Origin of the sequence: Pseudomonas sp. MWU13-2862 (assembly GCF_023242495.1) — a bacterium.
GTDB classification, from domain to species: Bacteria; Pseudomonadota; Gammaproteobacteria; order Pseudomonadales; family Pseudomonadaceae; genus Aquipseudomonas; species Aquipseudomonas gingeri_D.
Genome location: NZ_JALMEZ010000013.1, coordinates 20371 through 45887 on the forward strand (window position 1 = coordinate 20371; position 25517 = coordinate 45887).

At 62.0% G+C, this 25517-nt stretch carries 22 protein-coding genes; 11 read left to right on the forward strand and 11 right to left on the reverse strand.

Annotated features, from left to right (window positions below; translation table 11 throughout):
• Nucleotides 1-97: 97 nt before the first annotated feature.
• The gene (gene rapA / locus M5C56_RS22315) at nucleotides 98-2944 is read right to left on the reverse strand and encodes an RNA polymerase-associated protein RapA (RefSeq protein ID WP_103496325.1); all 2847 of its coding nucleotides are present in this window, start codon (nucleotides 2942-2944) and stop codon (nucleotides 98-100) included.
• 246 nt (nucleotides 2945-3190) lie between these two features.
• Here rapA and M5C56_RS22320 point away from each other — a divergent pair, with 246 nt between their 5' ends.
• Nucleotides 3191-3532 (forward strand): aspartate-semialdehyde dehydrogenase, encoded by a 342-nt coding sequence (locus M5C56_RS22320; RefSeq protein WP_100938707.1) that lies wholly within the window; start codon nucleotides 3191-3193, stop codon nucleotides 3530-3532.
• Here the strand turns inward: M5C56_RS22320 and M5C56_RS22325 are convergent.
• The 3 genes from M5C56_RS22325 to M5C56_RS22335 all read right to left on the reverse strand — a co-directional run bounded on the left by M5C56_RS22325 (nucleotide 3502) and on the right by M5C56_RS22335 (nucleotide 6166).
• The gene (locus tag M5C56_RS22325) at nucleotides 3502-4731 is read right to left on the reverse strand and encodes an aminotransferase class V-fold PLP-dependent enzyme (RefSeq protein ID WP_103496326.1); all 1230 of its coding nucleotides are present in this window, start codon (nucleotides 4729-4731) and stop codon (nucleotides 3502-3504) included. The genes M5C56_RS22320 and M5C56_RS22325 overlap by 31 nt on opposite strands.
• The gene (locus M5C56_RS22330) at nucleotides 4728-5198 is read right to left on the reverse strand and encodes a RidA family protein (protein ID WP_103496327.1); all 471 of its coding nucleotides are present in this window, start codon (nucleotides 5196-5198) and stop codon (nucleotides 4728-4730) included. The genes M5C56_RS22325 and M5C56_RS22330 overlap by 4 nt, the downstream gene beginning before the upstream one ends.
• A gap of 89 nt (nucleotides 5199-5287) precedes the next feature.
• Nucleotides 5288-6166, reverse strand: a complete 879-nt coding sequence (locus tag M5C56_RS22335; RefSeq protein ID WP_103496328.1) for a LysR substrate-binding domain-containing protein — start codon at nucleotides 6164-6166, stop codon at nucleotides 5288-5290.
• A gap of 190 nt (nucleotides 6167-6356) precedes the next feature.
• Here M5C56_RS22335 and M5C56_RS22340 point away from each other — a divergent pair, with 190 nt between their 5' ends.
• Both M5C56_RS22340 and ccoM read left to right on the forward strand, forming a co-directional pair.
• Entirely contained in the window at nucleotides 6357-6518 is a 162-nt protein-coding gene (locus tag M5C56_RS22340) for a hypothetical protein (protein WP_177099862.1), read from the forward strand.
• A gap of 144 nt (nucleotides 6519-6662) precedes the next feature.
• Nucleotides 6663-6779, forward strand: a complete 117-nt coding sequence (ccoM, locus tag M5C56_RS32410) for a cytochrome c oxidase subunit CcoM (protein ID WP_017127681.1) — start codon at nucleotides 6663-6665, stop codon at nucleotides 6777-6779.
• Between the two features lie 130 nt (nucleotides 6780-6909).
• Here the strand turns inward: ccoM and M5C56_RS22345 are convergent, their stop codons facing one another.
• Nucleotides 6910-8385 carry an inorganic phosphate transporter gene (locus tag M5C56_RS22345; protein ID WP_103496329.1) on the reverse strand — a complete coding sequence of 492 codons (1476 nt, stop codon included), beginning with the start codon at nucleotides 8383-8385 and terminating at the stop codon, nucleotides 6910-6912.
• 216 nt (nucleotides 8386-8601) lie between these two features.
• Nucleotides 8602-8802, reverse strand: a complete 201-nt coding sequence (locus M5C56_RS22350) for a hypothetical protein (protein WP_040064907.1) — start codon at nucleotides 8800-8802, stop codon at nucleotides 8602-8604.
• 623 nt (nucleotides 8803-9425) lie between these two features.
• On the opposite strand from M5C56_RS22350, the gene pcaR reads away from it, so the two are divergent.
• The 7 genes from pcaR (at nucleotide 9426) to M5C56_RS22385 (ending at nucleotide 16615) form a co-directional block, all read left to right on the forward strand.
• Complete coding sequence (gene pcaR / locus M5C56_RS22355) at nucleotides 9426-10268, forward strand: pca regulon transcriptional regulator PcaR (RefSeq protein WP_103496330.1); 843 nt, start codon at nucleotides 9426-9428, stop codon at nucleotides 10266-10268.
• Nucleotides 10269-10462: 194 nt separating this feature from the next.
• Nucleotides 10463-11320, forward strand: a complete 858-nt coding sequence (locus M5C56_RS22360) for a CoA transferase subunit A (protein WP_103496331.1) — start codon at nucleotides 10463-10465, stop codon at nucleotides 11318-11320.
• Complete coding sequence (locus M5C56_RS22365) at nucleotides 11317-12099, forward strand: CoA-transferase subunit beta (RefSeq protein ID WP_177099864.1); 783 nt, start codon at nucleotides 11317-11319, stop codon at nucleotides 12097-12099. Before M5C56_RS22360 ends, M5C56_RS22365 begins: the two co-directional genes overlap by 4 nt.
• Nucleotides 12096-13301: a 3-oxoadipyl-CoA thiolase gene (pcaF, locus tag M5C56_RS22370; protein WP_247263335.1), complete on the forward strand. Its 1206-nt coding sequence runs from the start codon at nucleotides 12096-12098 to the stop codon at nucleotides 13299-13301. The genes M5C56_RS22365 and pcaF overlap by 4 nt, the downstream gene beginning before the upstream one ends.
• Nucleotides 13302-13429: 128 nt before the next feature.
• A complete protein-coding gene (locus M5C56_RS22375; protein ID WP_103496334.1) occupies nucleotides 13430-14725 on the forward strand; it encodes an MFS family transporter in 1296 nt (431 codons plus the stop codon).
• A gap of 66 nt (nucleotides 14726-14791) precedes the next feature.
• Nucleotides 14792-15586: a 3-oxoadipate enol-lactonase gene (pcaD, locus tag M5C56_RS22380; protein ID WP_103496335.1), complete on the forward strand. Its 795-nt coding sequence runs from the start codon at nucleotides 14792-14794 to the stop codon at nucleotides 15584-15586.
• A 129-nt stretch (nucleotides 15587-15715) separates the two neighbouring features.
• Nucleotides 15716-16615 carry a polysaccharide deacetylase family protein gene (locus M5C56_RS22385; protein ID WP_103496336.1) on the forward strand — a complete coding sequence of 300 codons (900 nt, stop codon included), beginning with the start codon at nucleotides 15716-15718 and terminating at the stop codon, nucleotides 16613-16615.
• A 54-nt stretch (nucleotides 16616-16669) separates the two neighbouring features.
• Here the strand turns inward: M5C56_RS22385 and M5C56_RS22390 are convergent, their stop codons facing one another.
• From M5C56_RS22390 to emhA, 3 genes are read right to left on the reverse strand one after another with little or no spacing between them, the layout of a single operon-like run.
• A complete protein-coding gene (locus tag M5C56_RS22390) occupies nucleotides 16670-18121 on the reverse strand; it encodes an AdeC/AdeK/OprM family multidrug efflux complex outer membrane factor (protein WP_103496337.1) in 1452 nt (483 codons plus the stop codon).
• The gene (locus tag M5C56_RS22395; RefSeq protein WP_103496338.1) at nucleotides 18118-21270 is read right to left on the reverse strand and encodes an efflux RND transporter permease subunit; all 3153 of its coding nucleotides are present in this window, start codon (nucleotides 21268-21270) and stop codon (nucleotides 18118-18120) included. Before M5C56_RS22395 ends, M5C56_RS22390 begins: the two co-directional genes overlap by 4 nt.
• A gap of 3 nt (nucleotides 21271-21273) precedes the next feature.
• The gene (gene emhA / locus M5C56_RS22400) at nucleotides 21274-22434 is read right to left on the reverse strand and encodes an efflux RND transporter periplasmic adaptor subunit EmhA (RefSeq protein ID WP_103496339.1); all 1161 of its coding nucleotides are present in this window, start codon (nucleotides 22432-22434) and stop codon (nucleotides 21274-21276) included.
• Between the two features lie 254 nt (nucleotides 22435-22688).
• Here emhA and M5C56_RS22405 point away from each other — a divergent pair, with 254 nt between their 5' ends.
• Nucleotides 22689-23321 (forward strand): TetR family transcriptional regulator, encoded by a 633-nt coding sequence (locus tag M5C56_RS22405; protein WP_103496340.1) that lies wholly within the window; start codon nucleotides 22689-22691, stop codon nucleotides 23319-23321.
• 343 nt (nucleotides 23322-23664) lie between these two features.
• On the opposite strand, the gene M5C56_RS22410 is transcribed toward M5C56_RS22405, so the two are convergent.
• Entirely contained in the window at nucleotides 23665-24183 is a 519-nt protein-coding gene (locus M5C56_RS22410; protein WP_103496341.1) for a hypothetical protein, read from the reverse strand.
• 278 nt (nucleotides 24184-24461) lie between these two features.
• Nucleotides 24462-25511, reverse strand: coding sequence for an alkene reductase (locus tag M5C56_RS22415; protein WP_103496342.1), 1050 nt, complete (start codon nucleotides 25509-25511; stop codon nucleotides 24462-24464).
• Nucleotides 25512-25517: the final 6 nt, after the last annotated feature.

A 25517-nucleotide genomic window follows, 5' to 3' on the forward strand; every position in this document is an offset into this window, starting at 1 on the left:
GTGTCGTTCACTGATGGTGTGTACGACACAGCACTGTAGGAGCAGGGCTTGCCCGCGAAGACGTCAGTTCTAACGATGCAGGACCGTCAGGTAGTTATCAGCCCGCCACCAACACCCGAATCGCTTCCAGGCGCAGCGCGGCTTTTTCCAGCATGGCCAGACCTTGCTCACGTTGCTGACGCAAGGCCACCAGCTCACTGTCTCGCACGCTCGGGTTGACCGCCTGCAACGCGGTCAGGCGTGCCAGCTCTTCATCGGTATCCGCCGCCAGGCGTCGCTGGGCCTCGGCCACACGCTCGGCGTGACGTGGTGCGATCTTGGCTTCACCGGCGTTGATCTTCGGCGTCAGGCTGTCGCGCTGGGCCTGGATGAACTTGTTGGCGCTGGCCCGTGGCACGCTTTCCAGCTGGTCGTTCAGGGTTTCGAAGGCCACCCGTGTCGACAGGTCGTTGCCATTGGCATCCAGCAGGCAGCGCAATGCCGCCGGCGGCAGGTAGCGGCCCAGTTGCAGCGAGCGCGGCGCGACCACTTCACTGACATAGAGCAGTTCCAGCAACACGGTACCGGGCTTGAGCGCCTTGTTCTTGATCAGCGCCACGGCGGTGTTGCCCATCGAACCGGACAGCACCAGGTCCATGCCGCCCTGCACCATCGGGTGTTCCCAGGTGATGAACTGCATGTCTTCGCGCGACAGCGCCTGGTTGCGGTCGTAGGTGATGGTCACGCCTTCGTCGTCGCCCAGGGGGAAGCTGGCGTCGAGCATCTTCTCGCTCGGCTTGAGGATCAGGGCGTTTTCCGAATGGTCTTCGCTGTCGATGCCGAAGGCGTCGAACAGGGTTTCCATATAGATAGGCAGGGCGAACTGGTCGTCCTGCTCATGGATCGCCTCGACCAGCGCGTCACCTTCGCCGGCGCCACCGGAGTTGAGTTCCAGCAGGCGGTCGCGACCGGTGTGCAACTCGGCTTCCAGGCGCTCACGCTCGCCACGGGCTTCGTCGATCAGCGCCTGCCACTGGCCGTCGTCGGCGTTTTCCAGCAGCGGCAGCAGGCGCGGGCCGAACTGGTGCTGCAAGGCGTTGCCGGTCGGGCAGGTGTTGAGGAAGGCGTTCAGCGCTTCGTGGTACCACTGGAACAGGCGCTCTTGCGGGCTGGTCTGCAGGTACGGCACATGCAGTTCGATCACATGCTTCTGGCCGATCCGGTCGAGACGGCCGATGCGCTGCTCCAGCAGGTCCGGGTGGGACGGCAGGTCGAACAGCACCAGGTGGTGGGAGAACTGGAAGTTGCGGCCTTCGCTGCCGATTTCCGAGCAGATCAGCACCTGGGCACCGAATTCTTCGTCGGCGAAGTAGGCGGCGGCGCGGTCACGTTCGAGGATATTCATGCCTTCGTGGAACACCGTGGCCGGAATCCCGGAGCGAACGCGCAGGGCGTCTTCCAGGTCCATGGCGGTTTCGGCATGGGCGCAGATCACCAGGACCTTGGTGCGCTTGAGCATTTTCAGCTGGTCGATCAGCCACTCGACACGCGGGTCGAAGCGCCACCAGCGAGCTTCGTCGTCGGTGTCCGGCTGGGCCTGGAAGCTGACTTCCGGGTACAGCTCGGCGTGTTCGCCCAGGGGCAGTTCGAGGTATTCGTCCGGGCATGGCAGCGGGTAGGCGTGCAGCTTGCGCTCCGGGAAACCCTGCACGGCGGCGCGGGTGTTGCGGAACAGCACGCGGCCGGTGCCGTGGCGGTCGAGCAGCTCACGCACCAGGCGCGCGCTGGCTTCGGCGTCGCCGTCGTTGACCGCGGTCAGCAAGGCTTCACCTTCATCACCGAGGAAACCCTGGATGGTCTTGTGCGCGGCAGGCGACAGGCGACCTTTATCCAGCAGTTCCTGGACGGCTTCGGCCACCGGGCGATAGTTCTCGCTCTCGGCGCGGAAGGCCTTGAGGTCGTGGAAACGGTTCGGGTCAAGCAGGCGCAGACGGGCGAAGTGGCTGTCCTGGCCCAGTTGTTCCGGGGTCGCGGTCAGCAGCAGGACGCCGGGAATGGTTTCGGCCAGTTGTTCGACCAGGGCGTATTGCGGGCTGACCTGGTCTTCGTGCCAGACCAGGTGGTGGGCTTCGTCGACCACCAGCAGGTCCCAGCCGGCGGCGAACAGCGCATCCTGGGCCTTCTCGTCTTCCACCAGCCACTCCAGGGCCACCAGGGCCAACTGGGTGTCTTCGAACGGGTTGCTGGCATCGCTTTCGATAAAACGTTCGGCGTCGAACAGCGCGACCTGCAGGTTGAAGCGCCGGCGCATTTCCACCAGCCATTGGTGCTGCAGGTTCTCCGGCACCAGGATCAGTACGCGGTTGGCGCGGCCCGAGAGCAGCTGGCGATGGATCACCAGGCCGGCTTCGATGGTCTTGCCCAGGCCCACTTCGTCGGCCAGCAAGACCCGTGGCGCGATGCGGTCGGCGACTTCCCGGGCGATATGCAACTGGTGGGCGATCGGTTGCGCGCGCACGCCGCCCAGGCCCCAGAGCGAGGATTGCAACTGGCGGCTGGTGTGTTCCAGGGTGTGGTAGCGCAGCGAGAACCAGGCCAACGGGTCGATCTGCCCGGCGAACAGGCGGTCGCTGGCCAGGCGGAACTGGATGAAGTTCGACAGCTGGGTTTCCGGCAGCGTGACGGCTTCGTTCTGCGCGTTGAGGCCGTGATAGACCAGCAAGCCGTCGACATCGTCGACTTCCCGCACGGTCATCTTCCAACCTTCGAAGTGGGTGATGGTGTCGCCCGGCGAGAACCTCACGCGGGTCAGGGGCGCATTCCGTAGCGCATACTGGCGGGTGTCGCCAGTGGCCGGGTAGAGCACGGTCAACAAGCGGCCGTCCTGTGCCAGAACGGTGCCTAAACCCAACTCCGCTTCGCTGTCACTGATCCAGCGTTGCCCCGGTTGATACTGCTGCGCCATGCTGCCTGACTCCCGCCTTGAAAAAGCCGACTATGTTAACGGAATCGACGCTTTCAGGCCAAAAGAAGCTCACAAATACCGCGCTTTTAGCGAGCATCCCGCCTTTAGTCGGTGCGAGACCTGAAGGAAAGGGTAGCTCATCGGGATCTCGGGCACCTTTGTCTGTTAATCCGGTCACAGTTTGACCATCCTGGGCTCAAGTCGCCGAGCGCGCCGCCGACAGCCTGACGACAGGAGAATGCCATAATGCTGCCACCCATATTGCCCTTGAGTGTCGTACCGATTACGTCCCAGACGGATCCGATTCGACCGCAACCGAATATCCCCCCCGTGGTGCCGGTCCAGCAAAGCTCCAATGAGAGCACCATCGACCTGCAAAAGCGTGACCCGGACGAGGCCGGTTGGCTGCTGCGCGAGGAACAGCGGCGCCAGCAGGAACAGCAACAACGCCGCCGCGAAGCCGACGACGACCCCGAGTTGCATCTGGCCGTCCCTGGCGATGAGTTGAATGCCGACAACACCGTACCGGTGGTGGCGCTGATGGACGATCAGCCGCGTCAGGGCCTGCTGGTGGACGTTGAGGTCTGACGGCGCTCGTTGACCAGTAGCCGCAGGGCCCGGAGCAAGGTGTCGATTTCTTCTCCGGTATTGAGATGACTGACGGCGATCCGCACAATGGCCGGCAGGTCCCGGGCTTGCATATCCAGTGGCGTATAAGCCGTGCCATTGGCTCCCAGGTTGATGCCGCTTGCGGCCAGCCGCTGTTTCAATTCAAAAACATCCCAACCTTCCAGCGTGAACGCAATCAGTCCTGATTGCTGCCCGGGCAGGCCCAGGTCGCGCAGTTCAAGGCCATTGATCTGGCCCAGTGCCTGGCGCAGTGGCTGGCTTAACGCCTGGATTCGCTGATAAATGCGCTCGATCCCCACCTCCACGGCTTCTTTCAGCGCATTTGCCAGTCCGGCCAGCAGCGCCAGGGAGACTTCGCTGGTTTCAAAGCGGCGCGCATCGTTCCTCGGGGTGAAGGCATGGCCGTCCCAGGGGGCCGAGAGCACATCGAGCTGGACCGGCTTGAGTCGTGCCATGAATTCCGGGCGTATATACATCAGCGCTGTTCCCCTCGGTCCGCGGAGGAACTTGCGGGCGGCGCCCTTGAGCACATCGCAGCCCAGGGCCTGGACATCACAGGGCAACTGGCCCAGTGCTTGTCCGGCGTCGATGAAGTAGGCAATGCCATGTCGGCGTGCCACTTCGCCGATGGTCCGGGCCGGGTTGATCAGGCCACCGTTGGCCGGTAGCCAGGTCAGGGCGATCAGCTTCACGCGCGAATCGATCATCTGTTCCAGGGCGGGCACCGACACCGCGCCGCTCTCGTCACAGGGGATCACCTCGATCCGGGCTCCGGATTGGACGGCCTGGGTCATGCAGGCCAGATTGCCACCCCATTCATGCCGCCCCACCAGAATCCGGTCGCCCGGGCGCCACTCCCCCAGGGCACTGAAGGCCATGCCCCAGGCCGCCGAGCCGCTGCCGGTAAAGGCGATGGCGGTGCTGTCGGTGCCCAGCAGTCGGGCCGCCCAGTGGCGAGCCTGCTCTTGCAGCCTGGCCCCTTCAACGCCGGCTTCCATGGGCCCGATGGTCGCTTCGCGCAGCAGTTGCGCGTTGATGGCGTCCAGCGTGGCCTGGCTGGGCAGGGAGGCGCCGGCGTGATTGAAATGGATCACCCGGGCGCAGCCAGGGGTGGCGGCACGCAGGCGGACGATTTCGTCCGCAAGCAGATCGTTCATGGCCGCAGCTCGAAAATCGCGTCGATCTCCACGGCCACACCGCTGGGTAGACTGGCGACGCCGACGGCGGTGCGCGCATGAAGGCCCTTGTCGCCAAGGGCATTGACCAGCAGGTTGGAGGCGCCGTTGGCCACGGCTCCCTGGCGCTGGAAATCGGGACTGCTGGCAACAAAGACACCCAGACGGACGATCCGCACCAGGCGCGACAGATCATCGTCAAGGGCGTGGCCCAGTTGTGCCAGCAGGCCGAGCGCGGCGAGTTCGGCGGCCTGTGCACCCTGGGCCTCGTCCAGGCTGTCGCCCAGGCGTCCGATAAAGGCCGGCTTGCCGTCTTGCAGGGGAATCTGTCCGGAAATGAACAGCTGGTTCTGGCTGATGACGTAGTTCACATAGTTGGCGATCGGCTGCCCCGGTTGCGGCAGGTTCAGGCCCAGCTGGGCCACTCGGTCGGACAGGGAATGATTCATTGGGCAAACCTCAGGGAAAGAGGCCTGAGCATGCTGGGCCGGCCGTGGACCGACAAACGGATAGATTCAATCCGACGTATCCAGATAACTCATGGGTCGGCGGCGCTGCACTGCTCCAGCAACCACTCACAGAAGCATTCGGCGGCGGGGCTCAATGCGCTGTTGGGTTTGACCAGCCAGTAGCCGATCTCGCTTTCAAAGGCCGGTTGGTCGAAGGCATTCACCAGCACACCTTCCTTGAGGCGGCGCTCGATCAGGCGCTGGCGCCCCATGGCAATACCCTGCCCGGCGATGGCCGCTTCGACCACTATGTTGTAGTCGTGGAGCATGACGCTGGGGTAGTGCTGAACGTCCAGGTGATAGTGGCGGGACCAGTCGATCCATTCGAACGGTTGCGGTGCCTGTGACATGAGCAGCGGACCGTGTTCGATGCCGTTGGCCTTGAAGGCCGGGCTGCAGACCGGAAAGAGGCGCTCGCCCATCAAGCGTACGGCGTCGACATGGGGCCAGCCACCTTTGCCATAGCGGATCGCCAGGTCCACTTGGGCGCCGGCCACATCGGCCAGTTGGATCGTGGGTTCCAGCTCGACCCTGATCTGTGGGTGGCGAAGGGTGAAGTCGGTCAGGCGCGGCGCCAACCAGAGGGTGGCGAAGGAGGCCAGCAGGCCAATGCGCAGCACCTGGTTTTGCCGGGGCAGGCTGAGCTGGCGAGTGGCCTGGGCGATCTGCTCCAGGGCCGGGCGTATTTGCTGGTAGTACTGGTCGCCATCTTCTGTGAGATCAATGGCGCGGGTACGTCGGATAAATAGTTGTCGACCCAGATGCTGTTCGAGTTTCTGCACCTGGTGGCTGATAGCGCTCTGACTGACGCACAGCTCATCGGCGGCCTTGATGAAGCTCAGGTGGCGGGCCACGGCCTCGAAGGCGCGCAGGGCCATCAAGGGCGGCAGATCCCGGTGTAACGCCACTTCGGCGCTCCTTTGCATTTGATCGTGGTCGGGGGATTGTGCTGGGAAATCGCGGGACTGCCCAGACCTTGTTGTGCGTGAGGTCTGGATAACCGACTGACTTGCCCGCATTATTAACCCATAGCGCGTGTTGAAGGTTACCGATAGTGGCCCTTTGATGTAACTCGACGGATAGCGATGTAATCTGACCATGAACCAAGATGACAAGTTGATCGACCTTAATGCCGAACGGGCCAAGCGTGTCCATGATCTCAATGAAAAACGCCTGAATGAAGTTCGCCAGGCGTTCGAACAGGCCATGCCGCTGGGCAAGGGCAAGAAAAAACCGAAGAACAAACCGAAAAAGCGCTGATACCCCCGCTGATTCTTGATATGGATCAGTTATTCCCCTTCTCCCGCGCCCGGCCTTGGGCGGCATTGATCCTGGTCAATTTTTCACTGTGCCCCCTGGGCTAACTTAGCCCCATCGCAACAGGGCAAGTGCAGGAGGCCAGTCATGTTCTTCGATAACGTGGTGATCGCCGGAGTGCTGACCGTCGGCCTCATGGTGATGTTCTTCGCCGGTTTTGGATTTTTTATCTGGAAAGACTCACATAAGCGGAAAAAACCGTAGAGCTTCCAGGGAACGAGCACGCAAGGCATTTTGGGCGACTTCGGTCGCCTTTTTTTTTTTGCTCTTTTTATCGACAATAAAAAAGGTGCGGTCCCGATGGGAGCGCACCTTTTTTGTTATCCGCCCGGAATCAGCTGCCGAGCACCTTCGTCGCCAGCCAGAACAGGCCGGCGGACAAACCGATGGTCATTGGCAGGGTCAGCAGCCAGGCCAGCAGGATGGTCTTGATGGTGCTGCCTTGCAGGCCGCTCTTGCTGGCAATCATGGTCCCGGCCACGCCTGACGACAATACGTGGGTGGTCGAGACGGGCAGGGCGACGATATTCGCCAGGGCGATCAAACCGGCGGTGGTGATTTGCGCCGACATGCCCTGGGCATAGGTCATGCCCTGTTTGCCGATTTTCTCGCCGATGGTCAGGACCACGCGCTTCCAACCGATCATGGTGCCCAGGCCCAGGGCCAGGGCTACCGCCATGATCACCCAGAACGGGGCGTATTCGGTGGTGGCGGTCAGGTCCTTGCGCAGTTTTTCCAGGTCGGCCTTTTCCCGGGAATCCAGGCCCGGCAACTTGCCGACTTGCTTGGCGGTGTCATCCAGGCAGAGCAGGTCGCGACGCACTTCAATGCGCTTGTCCGGCGACAGCGAATGGTAGTCGGTCACGCCCGTGAGGTTGCTCATCAGGGCGTTGATGTTCGCTTCGGTGCGTTGCGGGTTGCAGCGGAACTTGCCCGGCATATCGTCGGCAACATTCTTGCCCAGGGCGAGAAATTCGCTCAGGGTGGCGTTGTTGCGCTGATAGAACTGGCTCAGGTGCAGGGTCGCGTCGCGGGTGCGTTCGATCTGGTAAGTGGTGGTGCTCAGGTCGAGGACGAACTGCGCCGGGACGATACCGATCAGCACCAGCATGATCAGGCCGATGCCTTTCTGGCCATCGTTGGAGCCGTGCACGAAGCTCACGCCCATGGCGGAGATCACCAGCACCATGCGGTTCCAGAACGGCGGATGCTTTTTGTCGTCGATCTTGCGCCGCTGTTCCGGGGTCTTGTGCATCTTGGACTGTGGACGCCACCATTTCAGGCCGACCAGTATCAGACCCGCCACCAGCAAGCCGGCAATCGGCGAGAAGACCAGCGAGGCGCCGATGTCGACGGCTTTCTGCCAATTCACCCCTTCGCTCACGGGAATGCCGTTGAGCAGGGCATTGGCCAGGCCGACACCGAGGATCGAGCCGATCAGGGTGTGGGAGCTGGAGGCCGGGATACCGAAGTACCAGGTGCCCAGGTTCCAGGCGATGGCCGCCGCCAGCAGCGAAAACACCATGGCCAGGCCATGTCCGGTGTTGACGTTGATCAGCAGTTCCACCGGCAACAGGTGGACGATCGCATAGGCGACGCCGACCCCGCCCAGCAGCACGCCGAGAAAGTTGAATACACCGGAAAAGAACACTGCCAGATGAGGTGGCATGGCTTTGGTGTAGATAACAGTGGCCACCGCGTTAGCGGTGTCATGAAAGCCGTTGATGAACTCGAAGCTGAGGACAAAGGCCAGGGCGAGCACCAGGCTTACAATCACCCAGGCATCCAGTCCGCTGAATAAATCGATCATGAAGGTTTTCTGACCCGGTCATAAGGGGGCGCGATTATGCCAGAAAACTTTCAGGTGAGGGCCTGCCTGACGCCATTTGACCTGGGTGGGCGGTCAGGCCCGACGGTTGACACGCGGATGGCGTAGGTCTTGGTGTCCAGCGGACCAGGCATTGTCCGGGTAGGAAAGGCCTGGCGGCGAGGGGCGAGGCCCGGCAAGGTATCAATACCGATAAGCCTAAGGCTCTTCGGCCTTGAGTTCCTTTTCCATTTTTTGCAGTTCCTGGGTAAATGCCTGGTCCAGAAGACTGGCTCGTTTGCGCCAGGGTTTGCGCTCCGGATCGGGTTGCGCGGCGTAGGTGGTGACAGCCCCGCCGTAAACATCCTTGTAACGTTGTTCCTGGCGCTCAAGTTCCGCGCGCAGTTCGTCTTTCGTCACAGTACTACCTAATTTGAGTTGAGTTATTGTGTTCGATTAAACACAACCGCCCTGACGAGACGTTCAATCTCGGGCTTGAGCGCTGAGAGTCGGAACCCCTGTCGGGCCAGACGGCCTTGAGGTCGTACAGGGTATTATAGCGGTCGGTTTGACTGATACTATCGCGAAGATAAGGGAATTCGTCAACTTTGTTGGTGAGTTTTGTGGTGTAGGAGTTTTTAACTGTAACTTGAGGGCGAGGTAACCGCTGCCTGTTTTTTGACGACAGTTATCAATTCAAGTTGCAGTGCAATAAACCCGATACTTGGAAATACAATCCCGGTTCTGTTGAGGCGCCGTTGTTCAACTTCTTGATCGACGCCCTGGGCGTGACCGCCAGAGGATTAAAAAAAACGGCCTCACTTCGTGGGTGAGGCCGGACCGACGCAGCCCTCCCGGTGGGTACCTGACCAGTATCCCGGGAAACCCGCAGCGGCGCGTCCAAGGTATAAGCTGCGGCGATCAGGGTCAATTGCGATTATCGGCCAGTGGTTCGATAATCGCACAAAGTTGAGTGGCCCCGGCTTGCCTATCCGCCCGGGCCCGGCCTGTAATGGGCCTCCACGGCAGACAAGGAATTTGTAATGAACGACCAACTGCGTGATGCCTTCGCCTCCGTGGCACCGCCCATCGTCGCCTCGCCGGCGAAGCGTATCCAGGCGTTTACCGGCGACCCCGACTTCATGACTTCGCTGGCCCGTGGCCTGGCGGTGGTGCAGGCGTTCCAGGAACGCAAGCGGCACCTGACCATCGCGCAGATCAGCCACCGTACGGAAATTCCGCGGGCGGCGGTGCGACGCTGTCTGCATACCTTGATCAAGCTCGGTTATGCCACCACCGACGGACGGACCTATTCGCTGTTGCCCAAGGTCTTGACCCTGGGACACGCGTACCTGTCGTCCACGCCCCTGGCGGTGTCGGCGCAGCCCTATCTCGATCGCATAAGCGAGCAACTGCACGAAGCCTGCAACATGGCGACCCTGGAAGGCGACGACATCCTCTATATCGCCCGCTCGGCCACCACCCGGCGGCTGATCTCGGTCGATCTTTCGGTGGGCGGCCGCTTGCCGGCCTATTGCACGTCCATGGGCCGAATCCTCCTGGCGGCGCTGGACGATGCTTCCTTGCACGAGTATCTCGAACACGCCGATCTGCAGGCCAAGACCAGCCGGACCCTGCATACCCCCGACGCCTTGCTCGAATGCCTGCAACAGGTTCGCCAGCAAGGCTGGTGTATTGTCGACCAGGAACTGGAGCAAGGTTTGCGTTCGATTGCCGTGCCGGTCTACGACGCCTCCGGACAAGTGCTGGCGGCGCTGAACGTCAGTGCTCATGCCGGGCGTGTCAGCTGTAGCGAACTGGAGCAACGTTTCCTGCCGAGCATGCTCAAGGCCAGTCGTGAACTGAGTGCGCAGCTGTTTTCCTGAGCCGACGCGGCTGCGCTTTCCTGGGCGAATCGCTTGAAGGATTAAACGGTAGCTTGCAAACAATGCGTTCGATTATCGAACGGTTAATCGATTATCGGATTGTTTGGCCGCCGACCTCCGGCTTACCCTGAGCTCATCACGGCGCTGAATTTCGCGCCGCCCCTCAGGTGTTTTGAAACCGGGAGTCTGCATCCATGGCTGAAATCCTTTCGCTGCATGACGCGGTGAAGCAGTTCGTCAACGACGGCGATACCGTCGCGCTCGAAGGCTTCACCCATCTGATTCCGACGGCGGCGGGTCATGAAATCATTCGTCAGGGCAAGAAAGACCTGACACTGGTACGCATGACGCCCGATCTGGTCTATGACCAGTTGATCGGTGCCGGTTGCGCCCGCAAGCTGATTTTCTCCTGGGGCGGCAATCCGGGCGTGGGCTCGCTGCACCGCCTGCGCGATGCCGTCGAGAAACACTGGCCGCACCCGCTGGAAATCGAAGAGCACAGCCATGCCGACCTGGCCAACGCCTATGTGGCCGGCGCCTCCGGTTTGCCGTTCGCGGTTCTGCGGGCCTATGCCGGCTCTGATCTGCCGAAGGTCAATCCGCTGATCAAGACGGTCACCTGTCCGTTCACCGGTGAAGTGCTGGCCGCCGTACCATCGGTACGCCCGGACGTTACCGTGATCCATGCGCAGAAAGCCGACCGCAAGGGCAATGTATTGCTCTGGGGCATTCTCGGGGTGCAGAAGGAAGCGGCCCTGGCGGCCAAGCGCTGCATCGTCACCGTCGAGGAAATCGTCGACGATCTGCAGGCCCCGATGAACGCCTGCGTCTTGCCGACCTGGGCCCTGAGCGCCGTCTGCCATGTCCCCGGCGGTGCCCATCCGTCCTACGCCCATGGCTATACCGAACGTGATAACCGTTTCTACCAGGCCTGGGACCCGATCGCCCGCGACCGCGCCACCTTCACTGCCTGGATCGACGAGTACATCCATGGCACCGCGAACTTTGCCGAGTTCCAGAGCAAACTGGCCCACGCTTCGGAGGTTAAGTGATGACCTACACCACCAATGAAATGATGACGGTGGCCGCCGCCCGCCGCCTGAAGAACGGTTCGGTCTGCTTCGTCGGCATCGGCCTGCCCTCCAAGGCCGCCAACCTGGCGCGCCTGACCTCTTCGCCGGATGTGGTGCTGATCTACGAGTCGGGGCCGATTGGCGCCAAGCCCAGTGTATTGCCGCTGTCCATCGGTGACGGCGAACTGGCGGAAACCGCCGACACCGTGGTGCCGACCGGCGAGATCTTCCGCTACTGGCTGCAAGGCGGGCGCATTGATGTCGGCTTTCTCGGCGCGGCCCAGGTCGATCGTTTCGGCAATATCAACACCACCGTGGTTGGCGACTATTTCTCGCCCAAGGTCCGCCTGCCCGGTGCCGGTGGCGCCCCGGAAATCGCCGGCTCGGCGAAAAGCGTACTGATCATCCTCAAGCAGTCGGCACGTTCCTTCGTCGACAAGCTGGACTTCATCACCTCGGTCGGTCACGGCGAAGGCGGTGATTCGCGCAAACGCCTGGGGCTGCCGGGGGCCGGCCCGGTGGGGATCATCACCGACCTGTGCATCATGGAGCCGCAAGCCCCCAGCCACGAGTTCGTGGTGACCGCGCTGCACCCGGGGGTGACCCGCGAGCAAGTGATCGCCGCCACCGGCTGGGCCGTGCGCTTTGCCGATCAGGTTGCGGTCAGCGATGCCCCCAGCGAGATCGAACTGAACGCCTTGCGCGACCTCGAAGCCCGCACCGCCGCGGCCCACGGCCAAACCCCTGGAGAAGCCTGATGCGCGATGTCTTTATCTGTGACGCCATTCGTACCCCCATCGGTCGTTTCGGTGGCGGCCTGGCCGGTGTGCGCGCCGATGACCTGGCGGCTGTGCCGATCAAGGCGCTGATGGAACGCAACCCGTCGGTGAACTGGAACGAGCTCGATGAAGTGTTTCTCGGCTGTGCCAACCAGGCTGGCGAAGATAATCGCAACGTCGCCCGTATGGCGCTGTTGCTGGCGGGGTTGCCGGAGACGGTGCCCGGCGTGACCCTCAATCGTCTCTGCGCCTCGGGAATGGACGCGATCGGCACCGCGTTCCGCGCCATTGCCAGCGGCGAAATGGAGCTGGCGATTGCAGGCGGCGTGGAGTCCATGTCCCGTGCCCCCTTCGTGATGGGCAAGGCCGACGCGGCGTTCTCCCGCAACATGAAACTGGAAGACACCACCATCGGCTGGCGTTTTATCAACCCGCTGATGCAGGCTCAATATGGTGTCGATACGATGCCGCAGACCGCCGACAACGTGGCGGACGACTATCGGGTGTCCCGCGCCGACCAGGACGCTTTTGCCCTGCGCAGCCAGCAACGCACGGCTGTCGCCCAGGCCGCCGGTTTCTTCAGTGAGGAAATCGTGCCGGTGCGAATCGCCCACAAAAAAGGCGAAACCCTGGTCGAGCACGATGAGCATCCACGGGCGGACACGACGCTGGAGGCCCTGGCCCGGCTCAAGCCCGTCAACGGTCCGGACAAGACCGTCACCGCGGGCAATGCCTCGGGTGTCAACGATGGCGCCGCCGCGCTGATCCTGGCCTCCGCCGAGGCCGTGAAGAAACATGGCCTGACGGCCCGTGCCCGGGTGCTCGGCATGGCCAGTGCCGGTGTCGCGCCCCGGGTCATGGGGATCGGCCCGGTACCGGCCGTGCGCAAGTTGACCGAGCGCCTGGGGCTGGCCGTCAGCGACTTCGACGTTATCGAACTGAATGAAGCCTTCGCCAGCCAGGGCCTGGCGGTGCTGCGCGAACTGGGCATCGCTGACGATGCGCCGCAGGTCAATCCGAACGGTGGTGCCATCGCCCTCGGTCATCCGCTGGGCATGAGCGGGGCCCGCCTGGTGCTGACAGCACTCCACCAGTTGGAAAAGACCGGCGGCAGCAAGGGCCTGGCAACCCTGTGTGTCGGCGTCGGGCAGGGGCTGGCGCTGGCGATTGAGCGGATCTGAGATCCACAGGCAACAAAACAGGCGCCCGGATGACTGCCACGCACTGTCATTCGGGCGAATGTTCTTGCAAAACAGGTCTGTTGCAAAGTATGTCTAGACTGCAACTTACCTCCTTCGAGTGATGAGACATGACAGCAACAACGATGCCGTACACCTCCGAAGAACGTAACAAGAGAATTTTTGCGATTGTCGGTGCTTCTTCCGGCAACCTGGTCGAGTGGTTCGACTTCTACGTCTATGCCTTCTGCGCGATCTATTTCGCCCCGGCGTTTTTTCCTTCCGACAACCCCACGGTGCAACTGGTCAACACTGCCGGGGTGTTCGCCGCCGGCTTCCTGATGCGGCCCATCGGTGGTTGGTTGTTCGGTCGCGTGGCCGACAAGCACGGCCGCAAGAACTCGATGATGATCTCGGTGCTGATGATGTGCGGCGGCTCCCTGGTCATCGCCTTCCTGCCCACCTATGCCTCCATTGGTGCCTGGGCACCGGTGTTGCTGCTGGTGGCGCGACTGTTCCAGGGCCTGTCGGTGGGCGGTGAATATGGCACCACCGCGACCTATATGAGTGAGGTGGCCCTGCGCGGCCAGCGCGGCTTTTTCGCCTCGTTCCAGTACGTGACCCTGATCGGCGGCCAGTTGCTGGCGGTGCTGGTGGTGGTGATCCTGCAGCAGTTCCTCACCGAACCTGAGCTCAAGGCCTGGGGCTGGAGGATTCCGTTTGTGATCGGCGCCATCGCGGCGGTGATCTCGCTGTTGCTGCGTCGCGCCCTGAAGGAAACCACCAGCAAGGAAACCCGCCAGGACAAGGACGCCGGCAGCATCCGGGCGTTGTTCCGCGATCACAAGGCCGCCTTTATCACCGTGCTCGGCTACACCGCCGGCGGCTCGCTGATTTTCTACACCTTCACCACGTACATGCAGAAGTACCTGGTGAACACCGCCGGCATGACGGCCAAGACCGCCAGTTTCATCATGACCGCCGTACTCTTCCTCTATATGTGCATGCAGCCGTTGTTCGGCCTGCTCTCGGACCGCATCGGCCGGCGTAACAGCATGCTCTGGTTCGGCGCCCTGGGGACCCTGTGCACCGTGCCGATCCTGCTGACCCTGAAGACCGTGACCAGCCCGTTCCTGGCCTTTGTGCTGATCACCCTGGCACTGGCGATCGTCAGTTTCTACACCTCCATCAGCGGCCTGGTCAAAGCCGAGATGTTCCCGGTCCAGGTGCGCGCACTGGGCGTGGGCCTGGCCTACGCGGTGGCGAATGCGATCTTCGGTGGCTCGGCGGAATACGTGGCCCTGAACCTGAAGTCGGTGGGAATGGAAAACGCCTTCTACTGGTATGTGACGGTGATGATGGCGGTGGCCTTCCTGTTCAGCCTGCGCCTGCCGAAAGAAGCGGCCTACCTGCACCACGATCATTGATCGGTTCGCGCGCGTCCTTTACGGACGCGCGTCAATACGTTGGGTTTTTATTTGAAGGGGATAACCGTGGGTTTCGTACGACTTGCCGAAGGTGAACTGCATTACCAGCTTGATGGACCGCCCGAGGCTCCGGTACTGGTGCTGTCCAACTCGCTGGGGACTGACCTGGGGATGTGGGACACCCAGATTCCGCTGTTTGCCGAGCACTTTCGGGTACTGCGTTACGACACCCGCGGTCATGGTCGCTCGCTGGTGACACCGGGGCCTTACAGCATCGAGCAATTGGGGCGTGACGTCCTGGCGTTGCTCGACGCGCTGGAGATCGAGCGAGCGTACTTCTGCGGCCTGTCCATGGGCGGTCTGATCGGCCAATGGTTGGGCATCAATGCCGGCCATCGCCTGCACCGGCTGATTGTCTGCAATACGGCCGCCAAGATCGGCGATGCGGCCGGCTGGAATCCACGGATCGAAGCCGTTTCGACGGGCGGCCAGGCGGCGATGCTGGCCCTGCGCGACGGGGCGGTTTCACGCTGGTTCACCCCGGCATTCGCCGAGGCGCACCCGGATCGGGTCAAACCGATTACCGAGATGCTCGCGGCCACCTCGCCCGAGGGCTATGCGGCCAACTGCTGCGCCGTGCGCGACGCCGATTTTCGCGATCAGTTGACGCAGATCCAGCTGCCGTTGCTGGTGATTTCCGGCAGCGAGGACGCGGTGACGCCGCCTTCGGGCGGGATCTTTATCCAGCAGCACGTCGAGGGCGCCGAATACGCCGAGTTCCATGCCGCGCACCTGTCCAATGTGCAGGCCGGCGACGGCTTCAGCCAGCGGGTGCTGGATTTCCTGTCCGCCAGGGTGTGAAACGTTCCGAGTGAAATCCTTCTCTTTTAGATGAAACTTTCACCGCGGCCTGAACGCCTTCGCGGATGTTGTGCTCTGATAAGGGCGATGGCCCTTCTGCCATTGCCTTGATCCGGACCCATCCCATCCATGAAGTCGTTTGCTGCATTGCTGTCAGGGCTCGTGATCGCCACGAGCCTTGCCGCTTGCATCGGTCCGCCGATGCCCCTGACACCCCAAACCGAACAGGCCCTGCGTTCGCAGCCGCCGATCCGTTTTCTGCTGAGCTTCGATGACGGTCCCAACGCCTCGAGTTTCTGGAACCCGACGGCGTCGGTGCTCGATGACTTGGCGCATAACCCGATCCAACCGGGAATCAAGGCGATATTTTTCGTCCAGACCCGTGCCACCCGAGCGGGTAACAGCGACATCGGTCGTGCGCTGATGCGTCGCGAGCATGCCGAAGGGCATATCCTCGGCTTTCATACCGCGACCCCCTCGCACACCAATCACCGCTCCTTGAGCCCGGAAGAACTGGAGCAGTCGCTCAACAATGGCATTGCGGACATTACGGCGATCACCGGCGCGCCGCCGACGATCCTGCGTCCGCCGTTCTGGAACTACGACAAGCGCACCTTCGCCGCTTACCAGCAGCATGGCCTGCACGTGTTGTTGACCGACCTGAGTGCCAATGACGGCAAGGTCTGGGGCATCACCGCCAGCCCGCAGCGGCGAGCCAACCTGCTCAAGCACCTAGCCGAAGTCCGCGAACAGATTGCCCGTGGTGAAATGCCGGTGGTCGATGGGGTGATTCCGGTGGTGGTGACCTTTCACGACCTCAATCGCTACACCGCCCGGCATATGCAGGAATATCTGCAAATCCTGATGGACTGCGCGCGGGACACCGGTGTGCGGACCGCCGAGCAGCCTTTCTATACGGACAGTTCGGCCTTGTTGCGAGCGATCATGGCGCGCACGGTGCATGACAGCGCTGTGCCCGTGCACCTGCCGGGGTTCTGGAATTGGTGGTGGGACGGCGATTCCCACTAGCCCTTTTGTCCAGGCAAAAAAAAGCCCACCTGGAAGCGGTGGGCTGGTGAGGGGTCAGCCTTTCGGCGGTTCCTCGGAGATCGGCTTGGCCTGGCCGCTGTTTTCGTACCAGCCACCGCCGAGGGCCTTGTACAGGTTGACCTCGCTGGTGAGCTGCGACAGGCGATCGCTGATCAGCGATTGCTGGGCACTGAACAACGAGCGCTGGGCATCGAGGAAGGTCAGGTTGCTGTCGACACCAATGCGATAGCGACGCTCGGCCAGGCGGTAGTAATCCTGGTTGGCGGCGACCAGGTCACGCTGGGCCTGCAACTGCTGGTTGAAGGTCTGGCGTGCGGCCAGGCCATCGGAGACTTCCTGGAAGCCGGTCTGAATGGCTTTCTCGTAATTGGCGACGCTGATGTCTTTCTGGATTTTCGAGTAATCCAGGCTGGCTTTCAGGCTACCGGCGTTGAAGATCGGAATGTTGATGCTCGGTGCGAACGACCAGGTCCCCGAGCCACCCTTGAACAGACCACCCATATCCGGGCTCAAGGTCCCGGCATTGGCCGTCAGGCTGATGCTCGGGAAGAACGCCGCGCGGGCGGCGCCGATATTGGCATTGGCCGCCTGCAACTGATGCTCGGCGCCGAGAATATCCGGACGCCGTTGCAGCAGTTCAGACGGCAGGCCGGCCGGCATGTCGCTGAGCAGCTTGGCCGACAGCGGTTGAGCCGCCGGCAGGTTGGCCGGGATGCCGCTACCGAGCAGCAGGGCCAGGCTGTTCTGGTCTTCGGCCACCTGGCGGGTGAACTGCGCCAGTTTGACCCGCGCACCTTCCACCGATGTCCGCGACTGGCTCAGGTCCAGGGCGGAAGCCACGCCGACTTCGTTGCTGCGGGCGGTCAGCTTGTAGCTCTCCTCGTAAGCCGCCAGGGTGTCCTGGGTCAGCTTGAGCAGTTCCTTGTCGGCCTGCCAGGTCAGGTAGGCATTGGCCACGCTGGCCACCAGGCTGATCTGGGTGGTGCGGCGCGCTTCTTCGCTGGCGAAGTAGGTCTGCAGCGCCTTTTCGCTCAGGCTGCGGACACGGCCGAACAGGTCCAGCTCATAGGAGCTGATCCCGAGGGTCGCCGAGTACTGGCTGTTGATCGTTTCCCTGCCGGTACTAGAGGCGGCCGCCGGTACCCGTTGCCGACTGCCGTTGCCATTGGCGGTGACCGCCGGGAACAGGTCGGCGCGCTGGATCTGGTACTGGGCGCGGTAGGCGTCGATATTCAGTGCCGCAACCCGCAGGTCACGGTTGTTTTCCAGGGCCACCTGGATCAGCTGTTGCAGCGCCGGGTCGTTGAAGAACTGGCGCCAGCCCTGTTCGGCGGCGGCGGTGTTTGCCGCCTGGGCCGGCGAGTAGGCCGGCCCTTGCGGGTACTGCGCCGCTACCGGCGCTGCGGGACGCTGATAGTCGGGGATCAACGAGCAACCGCTGAGCACGAAGGCCGCGACCGCTACACTGAGAAGGGACTTGCTCATTGGCCAGCCTCGTTGCTTGGAGTTTCAGTAGTGTCTGACTTCTTGTGCTTCTTCTCGCCACCGATGGACGACACCGACACGAAGAACAGCGGAACCCAGAAGATCGCCAGAATCGTCGCGGTGATCATACCGCCAATCACGCCCGTACCGATGGCGTGCTGGCTACCCGAACCGGCACCGGTGGAAATCGCCAACGGCACCACGCCGAGGATGAACGCCAGGGAAGTCATGATGATCGGACGCAGACGCATCCGACAAGCCTCGACGGCGGCATCGATCAGGCTGCGGCCCTGTTCATGCAGTTCCTTGGCGAATTCGACGATCAGGATGGCGTTTTTCGCCGCCAGGCCGATGGTCGTCAACAGGCCCACCTGGAAATACACATCGTTGGACAGCCCGCGGAAGGTCGTCGCCAACAGCGCGCCGATGATCCCCAGCGGTACCACCAGCACCACGGCGATGGGGATCGACCAGCTCTCGTACAGCGCGGCGAGACACAGGAAGACCATCAGCAGCGACAGGGCGAACAACGCCGGCGCCTGGGAGCCGGACAGCTTCTCCTCGTACGACAGGCCGGTCCAGGAAATACCGACGCCGGCCGGCAGTTTCGCGGCGATGGCTTCGACTTCCGCCAGGGCCTGGCCGGTACTGTAGCCGGGGGCCGGAGCACCGAGGATCTCCACGGCGGCGACGCCGTTGAAACGCGAGAGCTTCGGCGAACCGTAGACCCACTCGCCCTTGGCGAAGGCGGAGAACGGCACCATGACCCCGGCGGTGTTGCGCACGTACCACTTCTGCAGGTCTTCAGGGCTCATCCGTGAACTCGGCTTACCCTGCACGAACACCTTCTTCACCCGACCACGGTCGATGAAGTCGTTGACATAACTGGCACCCAGCGCAATCGACAAGCTGTTGTTGATGTCCGATAGGGACAGGCCCAAGGCGCTGGCGCGTTCGTCGTCGATGCTCAGTTGGTACTGCGGCTCATCGTTCAGTCCGTTCGGACGCACCTGACTGAGCACCTTGCTCTGCGCGGCCATGCCGAGGAACTGGTTGCGGGCGGCCATCAACTTCTCGTGACCGATACCGGCCTTGTCTTGCAGATAGACGTCGAAACCGATGGCGTTACCCAGCTCCAGTACGGCCGGAGGGGCGAAGGCAAACACCATCGCATCGCGGAAGGAGAAGAAGTGCTGCTGCGCGCGGGCGGCGAGGCCGAACACGCTGTTCTGGCTGGTGCGCTCATGCCATGGCTTGAGCATGATGAAGCCCAGGCCCGAGCTCTGGCCATTACCGGCGAAGTTGAAACCGTTCACGGTAAACACCGAGGCCACGGTGTCGGATTCCTTGGTCAACAGATACTCACGCATCTCGTCGAGGACCGCCTGGGTCCGCTCGGCACTGGAACCGGATGGTGTCTGTACCTGGGCGAACAGTACGCCCTGGTCTTCTTCCGGCAGGAACGAGGTCGGAATGCGCATGAACAACCAGATCATGCCGGCAAAGATGATCACGTAGACCAGCAGGTACGGCGCCTTGTGGCGCAGGATGCTGCCGACGGTGCGCTCATAGCCACGCACACTGCGATCGAAATTGCGGTTGAACCAGCCGAAGAAGCCGCGTTTGGCCGTGCCGTGGTCGCCCTTGGCGATCGGCTTGAGCATGGTGGCGCACAGCGCCGGGGTGAAGATCAGGGCAACCATCACCGACAGGGCCATGGCCGAGACGATGGTGATCGAGAACTGTTTGTAGATCACCCCGGTGGAGCCGGCGAAGAACGCCATGGGCAGCAGTACCGCCGAGAGCACAAGGGCGATACCCACCAATGCGCCCTGGATCTGCCCCATGGATTTCTTGGTCGCTTCCTTGGGTGACAGGCCTTCCTCGCTCATCACCCGTTCGACGTTTTCCACCACGACGATGGCATCGTCCACCAGCAAGCCGATGGCCAGCACCATGCCGAACATGGTCAGGGTGTTGATGCTGAAACCGGCCGCAGCGAGGATCCCGAAGGTCCCGAGCAATACCACCGGTACGGTCATGGTGGTGATGATGGTGGCGCGGAAGTTCTGCAGGAACAGGAACATCACCAGGAACACCAGCACGATCGCCTCGACCAGGGTTTCAACCACGCCCTTGATCGATTCGGTCACCACCGGGGTGGTGTCGTACGGGTAGACCACTTGCATGCCCGGCGGGAAGAACGGCTCCAGGGTGGCGATGGTCTGGCGCAAGGCCTTGGCGGTGTCCAGGGCGTTGGCGCCGGCAGCGAGTTTCACTGCCAGGCCGGAGGCCGGCTTGCCGTTGTACTGGGCGTTGATGCTGTAGTTTTCACCGCCGAGGGCGACATCGGCGACATCCCCCAGGCGTACTTGCGAGCCGTCCTGGTTGACCTTGAGCAGGATCGCCTTGAACTGTTCGGCGGTCTGCAGGCGGGTCTTGCCGATGATGGTGGCGTTCAGCTGTTGGCCGGGCATGGCCGGCAGCCCACCGAGTTGCCCGGAGGCGACCTGGACGTTCTGCGCGGCGATGGCGGTTTTCACGTCCACCGGGGTCAGCTTGAAGTTGTTCAACTTGGCCGGGTCGAGCCAGATGCGCATCGCATACTGGGCACCGAACACCTGGAAGTCACCGACACCGGCGGTCCGCGAGATCGGGTCCTGCATGTTGGAAACGATGTAGTTGGCCAGGTCGTCGCGGTTCATGCTGCCGTCTGTCGAGACAACACCAATCACCATCAGGAAGTTCTTCACCGACTTGGTCACGCGGATACCCTGCTGCTGCACTTCTTGCGGCAGCAGCGGGGTGGCCAGGTTCAGTTTGTTCTGCACCTGGACCTGGGCGGTATCGGGGCTGGTGCCCTGATTGAAGGTCGCAGTGATGGTCATGCTGCCGTCGGAGTTACTCGACGACTCGATATAACGCAGGTTGTCGATACCGTTGAGTTGCTGCTCGATCACCTGGACCACGGTGTCCTGCACGGTCTGCGCCGAAGCGCCCGGGTAGGTCACGGCAATCGCGATGGCCGGCGGTGCAATGGCCGGGTACTGGTTGATCGGCAACTTGAGGATCGATAGAGCCCCGACCAACATGATCACCAGGGCGATCACCCAGGCGAAAATCGGGCGGTCGATAAAAAATTTCGACATGGTTTACTCCCCTTTGCTGCCTGCGGCTTTATCTGTGGCCGGGGCAGGTGCCGGGTTGGCTGCCTTCACATTGGTGGCTTCGGAGGCCTTGACTTCAACGCCAGGACGTACGAATTGGAGACCTTCGGTGATCACCCGATCGCCGGCTTTCAGGCCGTCTTCGATCAGCCATTGGTTGCCGACGGTACGGCTGGCCTTGAGCTGACGCAGTTCGACCTTGTTGTCCGGGCCGACGACCAGGGCGGTCGGGGTGCCTTTCAGGTCGCGGGTCACGCCTTGTTGCGGGGCGAGAATCGCGGCGCTGTTCACACCGGCCTGCAATTGGGCATGCACGAACATGCCGGGCAGCAGGGTGTGATCCGGGTTCGGGAACACCGCCCGCAGGGTCACGGAGCCGGTGGTTTCATCCACGGTGACTTCCGAGAACTCCAGCTTGCCGTCCTGCTTGTACTGGCTGCCGTCTTCCAGGGTCAGCTTGACCGAGGCGGCATTGTCGCCGGCTTTCTGCAGGCGACCGCTTTCCAGCTCGCGACGCAGTTGCAGCAGTTCGGCGGTGGACTGCGTCACGTCGACGTAGATCGGGTCGAGCTGCGAGATCGTTGCCATGGCGTTGGTCTGGCCACTGCTGACCAGCGCGCCTTCGGTCACCGAGGAACGACCGATACGGCCGGACAGCGGCGCGTAGACCTTGGTGTAACGCACGTTGATCTGGGCGCTTTGCAGGGCCGCTTCCGATTGCAGGCGGTTGGCGACGGCGGTGTCGTACTCCTGACGGCTGACGGCTTGCTCATTCACCAGTTGCTTGTAGCGATCGGAAATCGACTTGGTCGATTGCAGGTTCGCTTCGGCGCTTTTCAAGGTCGCTTCATAGACCGATGGGTCGATCTGGTACAACTGCTGGCCGGCTTTGACATCGCCGCCTTCCTTGAACAGACGCTTGAGAATGATGCCATTGACCTGTGGGCGAACTTCCGCGATGCGGTACGCCGTGGTCCGGCCGGGCAGGTCGGAAGTCAGGGTAAACGGTTGGGCTTGCAGGGTGACGACGCCGACCTGAGGCGCGGCGGGAGCTGGCGCAGCCGCCTTTTCCTCTTTACATCCGCTGAGCAGCGATGCCAGGGCGACGGCAGTGACCAGAGCGGTAACAGCTGGCTTGAGTTGCATGAAGATCCTCGGGTCAGGCGCGCACGATGCGCACAAGAAAAGTGGAAGGGTAAGAAAGGTGATCCGGGTGGATAAATAGGTTGCTAATGAATATACTTACATTCATGGTTGTTTGTAAATACTTGCGCTTTGCGCAGAAATAGTTACAAAGCATGTAATTTAGCCCGGGAAAAGGCACAAGAATCGCCTCCCGCCATTAAGTTCCGATTACGCCCGGCGTTGCTCCGTGGCACCCTGATTGAGGTTTTACTGCCATGGTCCGTCGCACCAAAGAGGAAGCTCAGGAGACCCGGAGACAGATACTCGAAGCTGCCGAAAAGGCCTTCTATGAGCGTGGTGTGGCGCGCACGACCCTGGCCGACATCGCGACCCTGGCGGGCGTGACCCGGGGTGCGATCTATTGGCATTTCAGCAACAAGGCCGAGTTGGTGCAGGCGATGCTCGACAGCCTCCACGAGCCGCTGGATGCGTTGGCCCGGGCGAGCGAGAGTGAAGAGGAAGTCGATCCGCTGGGCTGCATGCGCACGTTGTTGATCCATGTGCTTCGTCAGGTTGCGCTGGACCCCCAGACCCGGCGAATCAACGAAATTCTGTTTCATAAGTGCGAGTTCACCGATGAAATGTGTGACCTGCGCCGTCAGCGCCAGGCCGCCAGTGTGGACTGCAATCTGAAGATCGGCCTGACCTTGCGTAACGCCATTGCCCGCGGACAATTGCCCGAGCAACTCGACCCGGCCCGTGCGGCCATTGCCATACACGCTTACATCCATGGGATCATTGCTCAATGGCTGTTGGTCTCCGACAGCTTTGAACTGCAGACGGAAGCGGAGCGTCTGGTCGACACCGGGCTGGACATGCTGCGCTTGAGCCCGGGCCTGCGCAATTAAGTCAAAATGCGTAATTGATTCTAGTTGTATCAGAGTCGGACGCGAGCAAAGTTGATGCGTCATATCGACAGATATCAGCTGACCATTATCTACCCGACAGCTTTATCTTGGTAGTTAGTAAGCTACGTATTTTGTAGCGAAAGTGTTGCGACTCTGTGAATGAATGTGCCGATTTGTTGCACAAATTGCTGAGCTGGCGCTCAACGGCATGGTGATGCTGGCTCTCTGCGGGCTGGCGGTGGCCTGGGGGAGGGGCCGGCGGCGACAAGGCCCGGTGTTTTTCCCCGCAGGCTCCGTCTTGACCCGGTGTTGACCACCGCGATTGTTCAATACTCGATACAACTCAACTCATGCTGAACTTGACGTTGTAGCTGTAGGGGGGCGCCTTGAGGGTTTTGCTCAGGCGCGCCTTGCAGGAAGCCTGGCGCTCACCGATGGACTCGGCTTTCCTGATCCAGATGGGCAGGTAGTTGGGGCGCTGGGTGTGGGCGAAGCGTTCTTCCAGGGTATGTTGGGCAACGAATCGGCACTTGCGCGGCCCGGCGCCATAGATAAACCAGGCCCGCGGCCCGTCCAGTACCAGTTCACGGCGCTCGCCACTGGCGATGTTGAAACTTGACGGCGCCGCGCCGTGCAGGTCTAGGCCGGTGCCCAGGAGTTCGAGGGGCTCGGGGGAGTCGTTGCTGATCTCGATGGACGTGACTATTTTGGAAAAGCCCGGTGTTGACGGGTCTGGTTCTGCGGCGCCAGGTCCGAACGTGTCGCCGTCAGCCGCGCCGGTGGCGAAGGCGGCCAATGAAATCAGGCCCGAGAGTACGGCACAGAACAGGGCGAGGCTGATGGACTGCAAGAGGGGTGTCATCTTATTAATTCCTTTTAATGAGGTCTTTTGAGACAGCGTCATCCCATGACACTGCGCGCCTGGCCGATTCCGGCGGGCTGCTGGGTAAGTATGGGGTTTGCTACCGAAAATACCCGGAGTAAAGGGCAGTGTCGTATGTAGGCTTATTCCTGTATTGGGGTGAGTTGCTTCAATGAATATGGCGAGTTGCAGGCGACTGTCCTACCCGCCGCCCACAAAAAAGCCCCGGCACTTTCGGGCCGGGGCTTGCTGCTGGCGAGCTTTGTGGGCGCGCGCGCTTACAGCGTCGGGTAGTCGATATAGCCGACCGGGCCTTTGCCGTAGAAGGTTTCCGGGTGCGCCGGGTTCAATGGCGCATCGGCCTTCAGACGGGCTGGCAGGTCCGGGTTGGCAATGAACGGCACGCCGAAGGCCACCGCATCGGCCTTGCCGCTGGCCAGCCAGGCGTTGGCGCTGTCCTTGGTGAAACGTTCGTTGGCGATGTAAGGGCCGCCGAACGCCGCCTTCAGTTGTGGGCCGAGGCTGTCGCCGGCTTCTTTCTCGCGGGAGCAGATAAACGCGATACCGCGCTTGCCCAGTTCACGAGCGACGTAGGTGAAGGTCTGCGAAAGGTTCTCATCGCCCATGTCATGGGAATCGGCGCGTGGCGCCAGGTGCATGCCGACACGACCTGCGCCCCAGACTTCGATCACGGCGTCAGTCACTTCGAGCATCAGGCGCGCACGGTTTTCCACGGAACCGCCGTAGTTGTCGGTGCGCCGGTTGGTGCTGCTTTGCAGGAACTGGTCGAGCAGGTAGCCGTTGGCGCCGTGGATTTCCACACCGTCGAAACCGGCGGCCTTGGCGTTTTCCGCGCCGACCCGGTAAGCGTCGACGATGTCGGCGATTTCAGCGGTTTCCAGGGCGCGTGGGGTCGGGTAGTCCGACAGTGGGCGCACCAGGCTGACATGGCCCTTGGGCTGGATGGCGCTCGGTGCGACCGGCAGTTCGCCGTTCAGGTACGAGGGATGGGAAACCCGGCCCACGTGCCACAGTTGCAGGAAAATCCGCCCGCCGGCAGCGTGGATAGCCTTGGTCACGTTGGACCAGCCACGCACCTGGTCGTTGGACCAGATACCCGGGGTGTCCGGGTAGCCGACGCCCATTGGGGTCACGGAGGTGGCTTCGCTGAGGATCAGGCCGGCGGAGGCGCGCTGTACGTAGTACTCGGCCATCAGGGCGTTGGGTACGCGACCTTCATCGGCGCGGCAGCGGGTCAGCGGGGCCATGATGATGCGGTTGGGCAGTTCGAGGTCGCCCAGTTTGATCGGATCGAAAATAGTTGCCATGTGTAC

What these genes read in the sequence shown, in the direction of transcription:
- M5C56_RS22415 (WP_103496342.1), bottom strand. Translation starts at nt 25,511, where the DNA reads ATGGCAACTATTTTCGATCCGATCAAACTGGGCGACCTCGAACTGCCC.
- M5C56_RS22390 (WP_103496337.1), bottom strand. Translation starts at nt 18,121, where the DNA reads ATGAGCAAGTCCCTTCTCAGTGTAGCGGTCGCGGCCTTCGTGCTCAGC.
- M5C56_RS22345 (WP_103496329.1), bottom strand. Translation starts at nt 8,385, where the DNA reads ATGATCGATTTATTCAGCGGACTGGATGCCTGGGTGATTGTAAGCCTG.
- ccoM (WP_017127681.1), top strand. Translation starts at nt 6,663, where the DNA reads ATGTTCTTCGATAACGTGGTGATCGCCGGAGTGCTGACCGTCGGCCTC.
- M5C56_RS22340 (WP_177099862.1), top strand. Translation starts at nt 6,357, where the DNA reads ATGAACCAAGATGACAAGTTGATCGACCTTAATGCCGAACGGGCCAAG.
- M5C56_RS22320 (WP_100938707.1), top strand. Translation starts at nt 3,191, where the DNA reads ATGCTGCCACCCATATTGCCCTTGAGTGTCGTACCGATTACGTCCCAG.
- emhA (WP_103496339.1), bottom strand. Translation starts at nt 22,434, where the DNA reads ATGCAACTCAAGCCAGCTGTTACCGCTCTGGTCACTGCCGTCGCCCTG.
- rapA (WP_103496325.1), bottom strand. Translation starts at nt 2,944, where the DNA reads ATGGCGCAGCAGTATCAACCGGGGCAACGCTGGATCAGTGACAGCGAA.
- M5C56_RS22395 (WP_103496338.1), bottom strand. Translation starts at nt 21,270, where the DNA reads ATGTCGAAATTTTTTATCGACCGCCCGATTTTCGCCTGGGTGATCGCC.
- M5C56_RS22325 (WP_103496326.1), bottom strand. Translation starts at nt 4,731, where the DNA reads ATGAACGATCTGCTTGCGGACGAAATCGTCCGCCTGCGTGCCGCCACC.
- M5C56_RS22360 (WP_103496331.1), top strand. Translation starts at nt 10,463, where the DNA reads ATGGCTGAAATCCTTTCGCTGCATGACGCGGTGAAGCAGTTCGTCAAC.
- M5C56_RS22385 (WP_103496336.1), top strand. Translation starts at nt 15,716, where the DNA reads ATGAAGTCGTTTGCTGCATTGCTGTCAGGGCTCGTGATCGCCACGAGC.
- M5C56_RS22375 (WP_103496334.1), top strand. Translation starts at nt 13,430, where the DNA reads ATGACAGCAACAACGATGCCGTACACCTCCGAAGAACGTAACAAGAGA.
- M5C56_RS22410 (WP_103496341.1), bottom strand. Translation starts at nt 24,183, where the DNA reads ATGACACCCCTCTTGCAGTCCATCAGCCTCGCCCTGTTCTGTGCCGTA.
- M5C56_RS22330 (WP_103496327.1), bottom strand. Translation starts at nt 5,198, where the DNA reads ATGAATCATTCCCTGTCCGACCGAGTGGCCCAGCTGGGCCTGAACCTG.
- pcaR (WP_103496330.1), top strand. Translation starts at nt 9,426, where the DNA reads ATGAACGACCAACTGCGTGATGCCTTCGCCTCCGTGGCACCGCCCATC.
- M5C56_RS22405 (WP_103496340.1), top strand. Translation starts at nt 22,689, where the DNA reads ATGGTCCGTCGCACCAAAGAGGAAGCTCAGGAGACCCGGAGACAGATA.